This is a genomic window from Stenotrophomonas sp. AC248 (assembly GCF_979258185.1).
The window spans coordinates 2,399,006-2,412,763 of sequence record NZ_OZ409840.1 but is presented as its reverse complement, the minus strand read 5'-3'; the positions used below and the strand labels follow the sequence as shown (position 1 = coordinate 2,412,763).

The window sequence follows — 13,758 nt, the reverse complement described above, 5'->3', positions numbered from 1 at the left end:
TCATGGCAAAGGACCTGCAGGGCTTCCTCAATGCGTTGTTCGCCTCCGAAGGCGGCGGCAACCTGTCGATCATCAACAAGTTCGGCTACGTGGGTAAGTACCAGTTCGGCGAAGACGCGCTGATGGACCTGGGCTACTTCAACCACGACGGACAGAAGCACGAAAAGGACGGCAAGTTCTTCCAGGACTGGGACGGCACGTGGACCGGCAAGGACGGCGCCACCAGCCTGCAGGTGTTCCGCAACAGCGAGGCCATCCAGGACAAGGCGGGCCAGGCCTGGGTGCGGCGGCTGTGCAGCATGGGCCGGAAGTATGGCGCGCACGCGTACATCGGGCAGACCATCGGCGGGGTGCTGGTCACCGAATCGGGGATCATCGCTGCGGCCCACCTGAAGGGCTACGGCACGGTCACGCCCAAAGAAGGCAAGTACAAGACCCCGGCGGTGATGGCCTTCCTGAAGACCGGCGGGGCGATCAATGCCACCGACGCCTTCGGCACTTCGGTGGGCAAGTACATGGCCAAGTTCGCCGGCTATGCGCTTGGCTGCTGCGAGCCGGTGGAGGTGCAGCAACCCTGGTCGTATCCGTTCCCGCCGCAGGGCAAGACCACAGCGCTCGACGGTGCCGCGTATATCGGCCTGCCGGCACTGCAGGGCGCGTTGAGCAAGGCCGACGACGGGTTCTTCCCGATCGGCGCCAGCGGCCTGTGGCATGGCGGCATCCATTTCGATGCCGGCACCGGCACCGTACTGAACCAGACCGATGGCGTGCGCTGCATCAAGGATGGCGAGATCGTCGCCTACATGGTGAACCGCAAGTACCCCGAAATCACCTTCCCCAAGGTGCAGCGCAGCGCAGCGTATTCGTCCGGCTTCACGCTGGTGCGGCATCGTATTGAGCTGCCGCCGAATGCCGAGTCGCTGTTCAAGGCCGAGGCCGAGAAGAACGCGCCCAAGACCTGCACGCCCGACAACCCGTCCGGCGGTGTTGCCGCCGCGGGCGCCGCAGGGGCGACCACCGGTGCTGCGGCGGCAGCGGCGCCGGGCACGGCAAAGAAGGAACCGGCCAAGGCGGATGCGCCCAAACCGCGTGATCCGGGCATGCAGATGGTGTTCTACAGCCTGTACATGCACCTGCTGGACTTCCAGGGCTACGAAGAGAATCCCAAGCGCGTCCGGCCGGCGTACTGGGATGCCAGCAACGAGTTCGTCGTGGGTGAGCGCGCCAAGGACAAACAGGAGGTGCCGCCGCCCCCGGTGCAAGCCGCTGCGGAAGCCCCGGCCGAGGTGGAAGAAGTCGGCTGCGATTGCGGCCACGGTATCTCCAGCGAAGCCAACGAACTGCTCGGGTTCTTCCCGCCCGAGACCAAGGAATGGGACAACGTGACGTCCGAGGAGCTCGTCCATGAGTGACGCCGCCGCGCCGATCATCGGCCTCAATATCCGCAAGGAAGCCAACGGCAAGAGCGCCCGCATCGGGCTGCTGCCGCGCGGTGCCCGTATCACGGTGAAGAACCGTGGCGAAAAGTGGGCGCAGATCGACCGTATCCTGGAAGGCCAGATCGCGCCGGTGCGTTCGGGCGAGGCAGTGGATCCGGCGGCCGCGCAGGGTTGGGTGTTCCTGTCCGAGCTGGACCCCGGCCCCAAGGCGCCACTCACCCTGGACCAGGTGGTGATTCCGGAAAAGCCCATTCCGGTCAGTGCCGGTGCGCTGCTCGGCCACGTAGGCGAGTACCAGCAGTACGTGGATGCCCAGCCGCGCGCCAAGCGCGGCTGGCGGCAGATGGTGCACATCGAAACGTTTGCCGGCAATGACCTGCCGGTGTTCATCAAGACGGCGCGCAAGTATGCGTCGCTGCTGCCCCCCAATACCGGATCGATGTTCCTGATCGACAAGGGGGCCAAGCTCAAGCTGCCGGTGGCGCACGACACCACCTGGCCGGCCGACACGCGGCTGGTGCAGGGCAAGGACGGTGCGATCGGTCCGTGGGCGAAGATCCAGAAGGCGGGGCTGGTGGTGATGGACCGCGAGGCGTTGGGCGCGTACTCGTCCAAAAGCAAGCGCTACGCCAAGGCGCCGGATGCCGAATGGACCGGCTGGTTCGTCGGCCCGGCCGACACCGACCGGACCCTCGACGAGAAGCTGGCCAAGAAACTGAACTACAAACGTCGCGAGATGCGCATGCCGCAGGGCGACGCGGTGTGGGTGGAGCGTGCGTCGCTGGTGTCGTGCGGTGCCGACGGCATGAAGGTGTGGAAGAAGTTCCCGTTGCGGCTGGATGGCCCCGATGCCGGTGGCGAAGCCGCGTTTGCACGGGTGATGACCCGCGCCGAGCTGGAGAAGAATCCGCCGGCAGATCGCGTTGTCGACGCCGATGGCAAGCCGTGGTGGCGCGTGTCGGTGCGCAGCCAGAATGCCGGCAAGATCCACGTCGGCTGGGTCTGCGAAAGCGGCATGCCGAAGGTGGGCTGGCAGTCGCCGTGGGCGTGGCCGGGCTTCGACTGGGTGGAAGAGGGCCAGATCCAGCCGGTGGACATGCTGTCGGCCTCGCTGGTGAACATGGGCGCGCTGCGCGCCGATGAGGTTACCGACTACAAGATGCGCGCCGACAAGGTGGACAAGAGCGCGCTGGTCAAGAAGCTCTATGAGCAGCTGGACACCGACAAGAGTGGCTACCTGTCCAAGGCCGAGCTGCGCACGGCGATGGAACAGCCGCTGATGGCCCAGGCCATGAGCCGGATGATCGCCAGGTACGAAAGCGAGTGGGGCGGCAGCGATGCCAAGTGGGATGCGCTGGACCCGCTGATGCTGGGCGGCCAGCCCGAGTGGAGCGCCGAGAAGCTGCGCATCAAGCACCTGCGCTGGTGGGACAAGGTGCAACCGAAGGTGCCCGGTTTCCCAGTGTCGCCGGAGGTGTACCACATCCACCCGATCGCGCTGCTCAACAACTTCTATTCGCCGCTGGGCGAGGCCAATGCCGCGGCCACCGATGGCGGTGCGACCAGCAAGAGCGGCAAGCACTGGCATGGCCGGTTCCTGCAGAGCGCCAAGGTGGCCGACCTCAAGTCGCCGTTCCGCGAGGGCGCCAGCAGCTTCATCGCGGCGATGAAGGCCGGTGGCATCGACGTGATCATCAATACCACCCTGCGCCCGCCGCAGCGCTCCTACCTGATGTACTACGCCCGCGAAGTGGTGCAGGGGCTGGCGCCCGGCAAGGTGCCCAAGTTCGTGCCGCAGAATGGCGACGAACCGGTCAACATCGACTGGGAGCACCTGGACGCGAACGGCAAGCCGGACCTGGACGCGGCCAAAAAGGGCGCGCGTGCGATGGACCAGGCGTATGCCGCGGCCGGCGCGATCGGCAAGCCCTACAGTTCCAACCACAACGGGGGCGAGGCGATCGACATGAAGTTCGATCCCCCGTGGGGCATCGGCAAGACGGTCAAGAACGCCAGTGGCGTGTCGGTGGCGATCACCAGCAAGCGCGACCTGCAGGAAGTGGGCGCCACGTACAAGGTCTATCACTGGACCTACTTCGGTCCCAAGAACAAGGTCGACGAACCGCATTGGTCCAAAACAGGTAATTGAGCATGTCCATGAAAGGCGTCACCGCTGTTGTGTTTTCCCTGCTTGCCGCCGCTGGCAGCGCCCAGGCGGCAGGGCCGTCCGCGGGCGGCTGGCGCAGCCTGACGATCGGGCCGGCGTATTCGGTGTCCGAACAGCGCAGCGCGTTCGTGATGCTGCCCGCCGACGCGGGCAAAGGCACCCGCTTCACGGTGATGGACCTGACCCGGTGGCAGCCCGTCTGCTGCCTGGAGGTGTCCAGCCCGCGGCTGCAGCAGGCCACCCTGGAACATTCCTACCAGGTACCCGGGGTGTGGGCATCGGATCTGACCAGTGGGCTGGACAATGGCGCCGGCGGGGCATCGCACGTGTTCGCGGCGCGCCCGGTGGGTCGCCTGCTGGGCTACCGGTTCGAGGGGCATTTCACCGAGAGTGGCGAATGGGGCGGGCTGTTGCTGCCAGCCGATGCACAGGCCGCCGGCGCGGGCAAGGTGAGCTTCGGCGGTGCTACCTACACGGTGGTCCGCACCGTGGATACGCTGCCCGACGACGACGGCGGGCTGGAAACCTACCGCCTCACGCCCGAAAACGGTGGCGCCGCACAGACGGTCGACGTACGCTTCGGCACCAATTGATCCTCCCGCGCCGCTGACGCATAGTGGCGGCGCTTTCAACACTGGACCCACACCCATGCAGGGTAGAAACATCACGCAGGCGCTGCTGTTGGCGCTGGGGCTTTCCGTTGCCCTGGACGCCGCGGCACAGGGCGCAACCACGGCCCCGGTCTTCGGCGGCTGGCGCAACCTGCACTCGGCCAATGGGGTCGAGCCGGCACAGGACGACCTGGCGTTCGCGATGCTGCCGACCACCGCGGCCAAGGGTACGCGCTTTGCCATCCTGGACCGGGAAGCCAAGCGCGTGGTCTGCTGCATGGTGGTGAGCAGCGACCGGCTGGACGCGGGCGTGCTGGAAACGCAGTACCGCCTGCCCGGCGTCTGGGTGTCGGACCTGCTCAACGAGGGCAACGACACCCCGCCGCCCTACGAACCGCGCGTGTACGAAATGAAACGCGACGGCGCGCTGGCCACGTACGTTTTCCATGACGCGATCGAGGCCTATAGCGACCTGGGCGGGCTGCTGCTGCCCCCGGGCGCCAGCATCGATGCCGCCGGCACGGTCAAGACCGGCACCCGCAGCTACACGCTGCAGTTCCAGTCGACCACCTTCGCCGATGAGGATGGCACGCTGGACCGCTTCACGCTGCGCCCGGTGGGATCGCCCGGCGCCCCCGTGGTGGTTGAAGTTCCCTACGCCACCTACTGACTACGTTGGCGGCACGTTGACGTGGTTTTAACGGACGCTGCCTTGCGTAGCGTGCGTGTTGGTTTTGCATCTGCTACCGTCGGACCACAGGGGATGGAAGCGGCACCGGCACTGCCGGTGGCGCGCGAGCCAAGGTGAGCCATGGAAGCAATGCGGAACCTGATGACACAGGCGGCCCGGTTGTTGGATGGGGAACGTCTGTACCGGATGCAGTTGCCGGATGCGCCGATGGTGCTGGTGGACCGCTGGCAGGGTGAAGAACAGCTCTCGCACGGGTTCCGCTACGAGGTGCTGCTGTTGGCGCTCGACGCCGACCTGCCCCTGGAACAGTGGCTGGGCAGTGCTGCCTGCCTGCAGACCCGCCTGGCCGATGGTCGCTGGCTGCCCCGGCATGGCCTGATCACCGAAGCGTACCTGCTGGCGGACGACGGCGGCCTGGCGCGCTACCGCGTGGTGCTGCGTGATGCCAGTTGCCGGTTGGAACACGGCCACCACAGCCGCGTGTTCCAGAACATGGACGTGCAGCAGATCGTCGACACCGTATTGGGCGACCACGCCGGCCAGCTGCAGTGGCGCTGGAGCGGGGAAGCGGCGGATTTTCTCAAGGGCGCGCGACCGCGCAGCTACTGCGTGCAGTACCGCGAGACCGACCTGGCCTTCATCCAGCGCCTGCTGGCCGAAGAAGGCCTGGGCTGGCGGGTGGAAGACAGCGGGCAGGATCCAGGTGGCCACGTGCTGGTGCTGTTTGCCGATGCGGCTGCGCAGACGCAGGACCTGGTGTCGCAGGCGGGCGGCGGTGTGCGTTTCCACCGTGCCGATGCCACCGAAGCCGACGACACCGTGCAGGCCGTAGGCCGCCGGCGTCGCCTGGGCGCCCAGCGCCTCACGCTGCACAGTGATGATTACAAGGCCAGCCGTTCGATCGCCGCCGGCGTGCCGTTGGAAGGCGGCGGGCAGGGTGACGCACGCGAGGTGTATGACCCATCGGGTGCTTACAGCTTTGCCGACAGTGTGGAAGCGGATCGTTACGCCGGGCTGATGGCCCAGGCAGGCGAGGCGCAGGCTCAGCAGTGGCAGGGGCGCAGCACGCTGCGCAGCGCCACGGCCGGCCAGTGGTTGACGGTGACCGGGTTGCCCGGGAACGCGCCGGCCGAACTCGTGCTGACCCGGGTGCGGCATGTGGGAATCAACAATCTGCCGGTGGACCTGCGCGAGGCACTTGCGGGGCTTCAACCGGTGGACGCCGCCGAGGCGTCCGCAGACCGTTCCGGGGCCGCACAGACGCACGGCTACACCAATACCTTCGACGCCCAGGCACGCGACCTGGCCTGGCGGCCGGTGTTGTTCGACGACAGCGGTGCGCGCCTGAACCCGCGGCCGTTGGCACCGGGCTACCAGACGGCCGTGGTGGTGGCCGCGCCCGGGGTCAGCACGGAGGGTGCGCGTGACGTGCACGCCGACAGCCTCGGGCGGATCCGGGTTCGTTTCCATTTCCAGAGCGCTGCCGGCGCGAGTGCCGACAGCACCTGGCTGCGCGTGGCCCAGCGCTACGCGGGGCCGGGCGTGGGCAGCCAGTTCGTGCCGCGCGTGGGGCAGGAAGTCCTGGTGGGCTTCCTGGAGGGCGACATTGATCGCCCGGTGGTACTGGGCAGCCTGTACAACGGCCAGGGTGAGGCCGGCACCGTGCCGACCCCGGGCGGCCGCAGCGCCGAAGCCGACACCAGCGCCTATGCGCAGGCCGGCGATGCCGTGGCCAGCGCGCAGGGCAACCGCAGTGGCGGCCATGCACCGGCGTGGCACGCCGCCGGCGGCGGCGAGGATGCGCACCGGCACGCCGGGGCCATGTGGGGCGTGCAGTCCCGCGAGTGGGGCGGGCAGGGCTACAGCCGCCTGCTGTTCGACGACAGCGATGCCCAGCTGCGCTTGCAGTTGGCGACCACGCAGGCGTCCAGCGGCCTGAGCCTGGGCCACCTGGTCCACCAGGCCGACAACTTCCGCGGCAGCCTGCGCGGCGAAGGGTTCGAACTGCGCAGCGATGCCTGGGGCAGCGTGCGTGGCCGCGCGGGGCTGTGGCTCAGTGCCTATGCGGGCGCCGCCAATCCCGCAGGCACCGCATCGGCACCGGTCGCCCTGCTGACCCAGCTGGACACGCTGGGCAGCACGTTTGCGGCGGCGGCCGGCACCCATCAAACCGTGCGCCTTGCCGACAGCGAAGGCGTGGCGCGCCCGGCGCAGTCCCGGCTGGTGCCCGATGCGGCCCCGCTGCAGGCGCTGCTGCGCAGTACCCGCACCGCGGTGACGGGCGGGGCCTACCCCGATGCGCGCGGGGCGGCGCCGGATCGCGATGCCGCGGCCGGCGCAGACAGCGTGCCGCATACCGGTGACCCGTTGCTGGGCATCGCCGCGCCGGGTGGCATCGGTCATGTGGCCGGGCAGTCACTGCAGTGGGCGCTGGGCGAAACGCTCACCCTCGGCAGCGGTCTGGCCAGCGAAAGCGTGGTGATGGGCCAGGCGCGCTGGCACAGCCGCCAGGCCTTGGGCGTGCTTGCCGCAGCGCGCACCGGCCAAGGCGCGCAGGCCACCACGTTGAGCGTGGTCAGCGGCACCGGCACGCTGGAGCTGCTGGCGCAGAACGACGAGATCCGGGTGCAGTCGCAGGCGACGCTGCGCGGTGCCAGCGGCCAGGCGGCGGTTGAGCTGGCCGCCGGGCGCACGCTTCACGTGGCCACGGCCGGCGGTGCCAGCCTCACCATCGAACAGGGCAACATCACCTTCACCGCGCCCGGCACCATCACCGTGCATGCGGCGCGCAAGTCGTTCCAGCCCGGCGGCAGCGGCAACTATCCGTTGCCGGTGTTCCCGCAGTCGGTGTGCAAGGAATGCCTGCTGTTGGCCGCGCAGCGCGCCGCGCCGTTGACCCCGAAGGGCTGATCCATGGTGCCGACGACCTTTCCGCGCATGCAGTGGCAGCCCTTGGCGACGGGGCAGCATCGCTATCTGCTGCTGGACGGCGCCCAGTGCGACGCACCGCAGGCGGTACTGCAGTTCCTGCCGCATGCGGCGTCGCGCCTGTTCGATGGGCTGCTGGCCGATGGCAGCGCGGACACCTCGGTGTACCTGTCCCGGCTGCCCCCCGACCTCCCGGCGGAGGCCGTGCTGCTGCGCCTGGACGGGCATGCCAAGGCGCTCGGTGCCGCCACCGTGATCGAGTCCCCGTTGACCCAGGACGTGCTGCTGCAGCGCCTGTCGCGCCGGCTGGACGCACGGTACCCCAACGGCAAGGAATTCCTGGCCCGCTTCTACGACGGGCGCGTGCTGCCCTGGTGGGTGCAGGCGCTGGACCCCGAGCAGCGCGACGCGTTTGTCGCGGTGGGGGAGCGTTGGCATTACGTGACCCACGATCACCATTGGGACACCCTGGCGCTGACCTGTCCGGCCATCGACCCGCACCTGCTGCCGTGGACGCTGGAAGCCGAGCAGCGTCGTGTGCTGATTGATTCGGCTTACCCCTACACGCTGATCGAGCACTACCAGCTCACCGATCCGGAACTGCTCGATCGCCTGCCATCGGCCAACTGGTACGGGTTCCTGCGCGGCGCGGTGGCGCTGGCCGCCCGGTTCGGCATCGAAGACAGTCGGCGGGTGCTGATGGTGTGCACCTGGGCGTTGCTGGTCGGCGATGACCTGGCCGACGACCCGGCCTGGCAGCAGCGATTGCAGGACTTCGCCGATGGCCGCCGCACCGCAAAGCAGATCGGCGATGCGGTCTGGCCGATGGAGGAAACCTGGTGATGCATTCCCGTTCGTACACCGTTGGTCTGTTTCTCGTGGAGCGTGCATGTTGAGTCTGAAGTCGTTTACCTGGATCGCGCTCGCGGCGCTCGCCATCGTGCTGATCGGCGCGGGCTGCTCGCGTGCGATGGCCAAAAGCAAGCCGAAGTCGCCGTACCTGACGCTGTTCGCGTTCAATTACAGCGACCGCTATCTGTACGACACGCGGGTGGATGGCAAGTGGATGGGGGGCGTGTCCGCGTACACCGACAGTGGTTCGGTGATGGGCCCGCTGGCGCCGCGCACCGACACGCCGCTCACCCTTAACGTCACCTGGGAACTGTCCGGTCGATACGACCTGAAAACCAACACCTACGTGGACGTCGGCCCGCGTGAGCCGAAATCGGCGCAGGTGACGGTGCGCCAACCGTATCCGGCCGACCCGCACACGCTGCTGCTGCACTTCTACCAGGACGGTCACGTCGAGGCCGAACTGCTCGAGCGCGGCAAGGATCCCTGGGACCTGCGCCGCGAGAAGATCCCCAAGGGCCATATCGCGAACCAGGGCCTGTAAGTACGCGTTGCCCGTTCTCCAAGGAAGCCATCCGGTGCCCGCACCGGTAGATGAAGGAGTGCATTGCCGATGACCGCTACCGATCCCACCGCCATCCCCGGCCAGGTAGACCTGGAACCCGGCTCGCCCGAGCCGGTGGCCGACGCTGATCCCACGGCGCGCACCGCGCGGCTGGCCCGGGGCACCCGGCCGATGACCGATGCCGAGCGCCAGCAGCGCCAGGCCGCGCAGAGCTGCACGTTGCCCGAGAAGGAAGAGGCCACGACCGGCTGCAGCCAGTCGCTGCAGGTCACCATTTACTTCGATGGCACCGGCAACAACCGCGATGCCGAAATGGGCAAGCAGGAAAACGAACGGGCCCTGTCCAACATCGCCCGCCTGTACAACGCCCGCATCGATGGCCATCGCAACGTGCTGTCCACGTACCTGGCCGGGGTAGGTACCCCGTGCCCGGAGGTGGGCGACAGCGGTGGCACGTTGGGCCTGGCGATCGGCAAGGGCGGTCGCGAGCGCATCGACCATGCGCTGGAGCAACTGGATACCTTCATCACCCAGCAGGCGGCGCAGATGCGCATCGTGGTTGTGAACGTGTCGGTGTTCGGCTTCTCCCGCGGCGCGGCGCAGGCCCGTGGTTTCATCCGCGACCTGGTGGCGCTGTGCAAGCGCCAGCCCGACGGCACCTGGATGTACAACAAAACCGTGCCGATGCGGATCGGGTTCGCCGGCCTGTACGACACGGTGGTGTCGGTGTGGCCGACGCTGGCGCACGCCGCGGTGAATGCGGGCAACGGTCATAACGGCTGGGGCGAGGGCATGCGCATCCCGCCGATGGTGGTGCAGTCGGTGCACATGACCGCCGCGCACGAGCTGCGCGGCCAGTTCCCGCTCGACTCGACCCGCGACGATGCACGCTATCCCGACAACACCCAGGAAATCTGGTACCCGGGCGTGCACTCCGACGTGGGCGGCGGCTACGACCCGCAGCACCAGGGGCGCCAGAACAGCATCGCGCGGTTCGCCCTGAACGAGATGTACGACATTGCCCTGGCCGGCGGCGTGCTGCTGCACCCGATGACCCGGCTGGACCCCTCGGTCCGGGCGGAGTTCGACAAGTCCGATCCCGAGCTGCAGGCGGTGTACAACGCCTATCTGCAGGCGATCCGGGTCAAGCGGGGGCGCATGGAAGACGTGCAGGCCGCGCACATGGAGCTGCTGCACCGCTGGTTGAAGGTGCGGGTGGCGCGCGGCGACAAGCTGCCGTCGATGCAGCGCCTGCAGGAGCGCCAGGATGCGCTGGATGCGGAGGTGAAGACCCTGCGCCGACGCCGCGCGCAGCTGGGCGACCCGTATGCCCGCGATGGCGGCCCCAGCGACATGAGCAGCGAACAACTGGCCGAATGGAACCGGGTGTCCGATGAATTGAGCGCACGCAGCGATGCGCTGTCGGAGGTCAAGAAGCAGCGAAAGGGCCTGGCCAGCGAGACCGACACCCTGGTCGGCAAGATGGTCAGCCTGCGTCGCAAGCGCGAGCGGGGCAAGCGGCTCACCCTGGCCGAGCGCACCATGCTTGATGCTTGGGACAACAAGCAGCTGCTGCCCGAAGCGGTGGAGACCTTCTTCGACGGCTACGGCCACGACTCGATCTCGCACTGGTTCATCGGCAACCTGGCGATGTGGCGGGTGCTGTACTTCGGCGATACCAAGTACAAGCCGGGCGACATCGAGGAGGGCGCTGCGGCGCCCCAGGCAGAGACCGAACCCGCGTAGGCCTGCCCATGGGGGAAAGGGCAGCAGCGCCGTGCTGTGTCGCCGGACGGTCAAGGGTGAGCGGGTACACTACGCGCCGAGCCGGCCCGGAACGGGCCGGACAGTAGCCGTAGCCGAGTCCTGCCTGTGATCCACCGCCTGTTATTGTCCAGCGCACTGGTGCTGTTGGCCGCCTGTGCCAGCGCGCCACCCCCGGCCAAGCCGCCGGTCAATCCCGATGCGCTGTGGGGGATCGTGCAGCGCGACTGCCGTTTGCAGGGGTCGCCCCAAGGCAGCTGCGTGGCGGTCAACCCGCAGGCCGAGCGCCGCGATGTGGTGCTGAAGGATTCGCACGGCCAGTATCAGTATCTGCTGCTGCCGCTGGACCGGGTGACCGGTATCGAAAGCCCGCTGCTGCTGCGCGCCGATGCACCCAACTATTTCGCGGCTGCCTGGCAGGAGCGCTGGCGCACCGCGCAGGCACTCGGGCGCCCGCTGCCACGGGAGGTCACCAGCCTGGCGCTGAACTCGCCGCACGGGCGCTCCCAGCACCAGCTGCACATCCACGTGGACTGCCTGCGCACCGACGTGCTCGCGCAGCTGCAGCGCCTTGGCCCGGGCATCCAGACGCGCTGGCAGCCGCTGCCGGAGCCATTGCGTGGCCACCGCTACCAGGCGCGTCGGGTGGCGGGGGAGGCGTTGACGGTCGATCCGGTGCGGCTTCTGGCCAGCGAACTGGCCGGCGTGCAGAACCTGGGCCAGTGGTCGCTGGTGGTGGTGGGTGCCCACGCCGCCGACGGCAGCCCGGGCTTCCTGCTGCTGGCCACGCAGCTGGATGCAGCGCAGGGCAACGATGCCAGCGGCGAAGAACTGCAGGACCATGCCTGTGCAGCGGTGACCGGCGCGCAGGACGCGCTCGACGGGGTGCGCTGAGCGCTGCGCTATCCTGTTCGTTTCCGACAGGATGTGGCCCATGCCAAGGACGTTGCAGCGCAGACCCTTTCTTGCCGCCGTGGGCGTGCTGCTGGCAAGCATCAGCAGCGCTGCGGTGGCCGCGCCGGTGCACGACCGTGCCGGCAACCGGCTGGAGGCGTTGATCGAGCAGCCCGACGCGCAGGCGGGTGCCGAGCAGGCGTCGGCACGCTTCTGCACGGCCGACCGGCAGTGGTGTGTGCGCACCGCCCGCGAAGGCGACGATCAGGCGTCGCAGCTGGAGATCGAGCATCACCTGCCCGGTACAGCCGAGCCGCACACCTGGTTCATCCCCCTCGATAGCGGCGATGCCGACGCTGCCGGCACCGATCAGCCCTGGCCGTTCATCGTGCGGCTGGCGCCCGGGGCCGACGCGGGTCAGGTACCGAGCGACCCGCAGCAGGCCGCGCTGGAGAACGTGCTGGTGGGGGTGCGGCGCAGTGTGACCACGATGTATTCCGGCGGGGATGCCGGTGCGTCCACGCTGGTGCTGAGCCGTATCCGCCACATGGACGATGGCATCCAGATCGACCCGGATGTACTGACGCTGCCCGCCGACGGCCACGCCATGATCCGGGCCTGCTTCGGCGAACAGGACAGCGCGCGTCGCGCGGGTGCCTGCCATGACGAGTACAGCTTCCACGGTGTCCTGACCCTGGACCCGGCCGGGCAGGGCATGCCGGTGCTGCGTTATGCCACTACGGCCACCCGTTTCCCGGCGGGGGCGTCGCGGCTGCAGGATTCCCAGGCGCGGGGGCCGCTGCGCCGGCAGGACCTGCGCACCCAGACCGACCGGACCTGCTCCTACCAGCGGGTGCTGCGTTTCGACGGCGGCCGTTACCAGCCCGATACCCCGCTGCCCGAGTGCGGGGAGTTCACCGAGCTGTAGAGGGAGAGCGCCATGCCTGCGGCCATCCATGCCTTCCGGCACGGCGCACATCGTCATGGAGCCACGCTATAGTGGCCGATCAATGCGGTGCCCGCTTTCGCGCCCGGGCTGTCTGGCGCGTCGTACCTGACCTATTCCATGACTGCTGAAACCACTACCCCTCCGGCACCGGCCCAGGCATCCGGCCCGCTGTTCTACCGCCAGCCGCTGCCGCTGCAATCGGACAAGCACGCCAATTGGCGCCTGATGCAGGGCACCGTGGCCTTTGCGGCCGAAACCAACGCCATTCCGGCCGTGGTGGGCGAGTTCGGCCTGGCCGCGCAGCATTTCCCTATCCTGTTCACCGGCAAGGATGCAGCGCCGATCCTGGCCGTGGGCCTGGCCCGCAACAACCTGTTCATCGACGGCGACAAGTGGGCCGAAGACACCTACGCGCCGGCCTACGTGCGCCGGTATCCGTTCGTGTTCATGCAGGCCGACACCGACGGTGACTACCTGCTGGCCATCGACGCCGAAGCCGAGCACGTCAACAAGGGCACCAGTGAAGAAGGCGAGCCGCTGTTCGTGGATGGCAAGGCCAGCGAACTGATCGACAACGCCATGCGCTTCTGCGGCGATTTCACCCGCGAGCACGAGGCGACCCGTCATTTCACCGCGGCGATCCTGGCTCAGGACCTGCTGGTGGAGCGCAGCATCGATGTCACCCTGAACAACGGCGAGCAGATGTCGGTGAACGGGTTCCACGTGGTCGACGTGGAAAAGCTGTCCAAGCTGCCCGACGACATCGTGCTGGCCTGGCACCGCAACGGCTACCTGGCCCTGGTGCACCACCACCTGAGCTCGCTGTCGCGCTTCAACGCGCTGGTCCAGCGGCAGAGCCTGAAGGCCGCTGCCAAGGCCTGATCGCCGCAGCCACGCA

At 68.2% G+C, this 13,758-nt stretch carries 11 protein-coding genes; all 11 read left to right on the top strand.

The features are described from left to right. Positions 1 to 2 precede the first annotated feature (2 nt). The 11 genes from ACZ0AE_RS10965 (at position 3) to ACZ0AE_RS10915 (ending at position 13,742) form a co-directional block, all read left to right on the top strand. Positions 3 to 1,412, top strand: a complete 1,410-nt coding sequence (locus ACZ0AE_RS10965; RefSeq protein ID WP_463601111.1) for a hypothetical protein — start codon at positions 3 to 5, stop codon at positions 1,410 to 1,412. After that, complete coding sequence (locus ACZ0AE_RS10960) at positions 1,405 to 3,588, top strand: SH3 domain-containing protein (RefSeq protein ID WP_463601110.1); 2,184 nt, start codon at positions 1,405 to 1,407, stop codon at positions 3,586 to 3,588. Before ACZ0AE_RS10965 ends, ACZ0AE_RS10960 begins: the two co-directional genes overlap by 8 nt. An 8-nt stretch (positions 3,589 to 3,596) precedes the next feature. Further along, positions 3,597 to 4,199 (top strand): hypothetical protein, encoded by a 603-nt coding sequence (locus ACZ0AE_RS10955; RefSeq protein ID WP_185753510.1) that lies wholly within the window; start codon positions 3,597 to 3,599, stop codon positions 4,197 to 4,199. 55 nt (positions 4,200 to 4,254) lie between these two features. Beyond that, entirely contained in the window at positions 4,255 to 4,887 is a 633-nt protein-coding gene (locus ACZ0AE_RS10950; RefSeq protein ID WP_038688052.1) for a hypothetical protein, read from the top strand. Positions 4,888 to 5,028: 141 nt separating this feature from the next. After that, entirely contained in the window at positions 5,029 to 7,818 is a 2,790-nt protein-coding gene (locus ACZ0AE_RS10945; protein ID WP_463601109.1) for a type VI secretion system Vgr family protein, read from the top strand. A gap of 3 nt (positions 7,819 to 7,821) precedes the next feature. Continuing rightward, entirely contained in the window at positions 7,822 to 8,679 is an 858-nt protein-coding gene (locus ACZ0AE_RS10940; RefSeq protein WP_448133825.1) for a DUF4123 domain-containing protein, read from the top strand. 46 nt (positions 8,680 to 8,725) lie between these two features. Continuing rightward, positions 8,726 to 9,232 carry a DUF3304 domain-containing protein gene (locus ACZ0AE_RS10935; protein ID WP_447594013.1) on the top strand — a complete coding sequence of 169 codons (507 nt, stop codon included), beginning with the start codon at positions 8,726 to 8,728 and terminating at the stop codon, positions 9,230 to 9,232. A gap of 69 nt (positions 9,233 to 9,301) precedes the next feature. Beyond that, positions 9,302 to 10,999 (top strand): T6SS phospholipase effector Tle1-like catalytic domain-containing protein, encoded by a 1,698-nt coding sequence (locus ACZ0AE_RS10930; protein ID WP_463601108.1) that lies wholly within the window; start codon positions 9,302 to 9,304, stop codon positions 10,997 to 10,999. A gap of 144 nt (positions 11,000 to 11,143) precedes the next feature. After that, positions 11,144 to 11,911, top strand: coding sequence for a CDP-diacylglycerol diphosphatase (locus tag ACZ0AE_RS10925; protein ID WP_463601107.1), 768 nt, complete (start codon positions 11,144 to 11,146; stop codon positions 11,909 to 11,911). Between the two features lie 40 nt (positions 11,912 to 11,951). After that, entirely contained in the window at positions 11,952 to 12,839 is an 888-nt protein-coding gene (locus ACZ0AE_RS10920) for a hypothetical protein (protein ID WP_463601106.1), read from the top strand. Positions 12,840 to 12,977: 138 nt separating this feature from the next. Continuing rightward, complete coding sequence (locus tag ACZ0AE_RS10915) at positions 12,978 to 13,742, top strand: SapC family protein (RefSeq protein ID WP_463601105.1); 765 nt, start codon at positions 12,978 to 12,980, stop codon at positions 13,740 to 13,742. The last annotated feature ends 16 nt before the right edge of the window (positions 13,743 to 13,758 follow it).

Bases quoted from the DNA above. Each gene is read 5' to 3' on its own strand.
- ACZ0AE_RS10965 (WP_463601111.1), top strand. From the start codon at position 3: ATGGCAAAGGACCTGCAGGGCTTCCTCAATGCGTTGTTCGCCTCCGAA.
- ACZ0AE_RS10960 (WP_463601110.1), top strand. From the start codon at position 1,405: ATGAGTGACGCCGCCGCGCCGATCATCGGCCTCAATATCCGCAAGGAA.
- ACZ0AE_RS10955 (WP_185753510.1), top strand. From the start codon at position 3,597: ATGAAAGGCGTCACCGCTGTTGTGTTTTCCCTGCTTGCCGCCGCTGGC.
- ACZ0AE_RS10950 (WP_038688052.1), top strand. From the start codon at position 4,255: ATGCAGGGTAGAAACATCACGCAGGCGCTGCTGTTGGCGCTGGGGCTT.
- ACZ0AE_RS10945 (WP_463601109.1), top strand. From the start codon at position 5,029: ATGGAAGCAATGCGGAACCTGATGACACAGGCGGCCCGGTTGTTGGAT.
- ACZ0AE_RS10940 (WP_448133825.1), top strand. From the start codon at position 7,822: ATGGTGCCGACGACCTTTCCGCGCATGCAGTGGCAGCCCTTGGCGACG.
- ACZ0AE_RS10935 (WP_447594013.1), top strand. From the start codon at position 8,726: ATGTTGAGTCTGAAGTCGTTTACCTGGATCGCGCTCGCGGCGCTCGCC.
- ACZ0AE_RS10930 (WP_463601108.1), top strand. From the start codon at position 9,302: ATGACCGCTACCGATCCCACCGCCATCCCCGGCCAGGTAGACCTGGAA.
- ACZ0AE_RS10920 (WP_463601106.1), top strand. From the start codon at position 11,952: ATGCCAAGGACGTTGCAGCGCAGACCCTTTCTTGCCGCCGTGGGCGTG.
- ACZ0AE_RS10915 (WP_463601105.1), top strand. From the start codon at position 12,978: ATGACTGCTGAAACCACTACCCCTCCGGCACCGGCCCAGGCATCCGGC.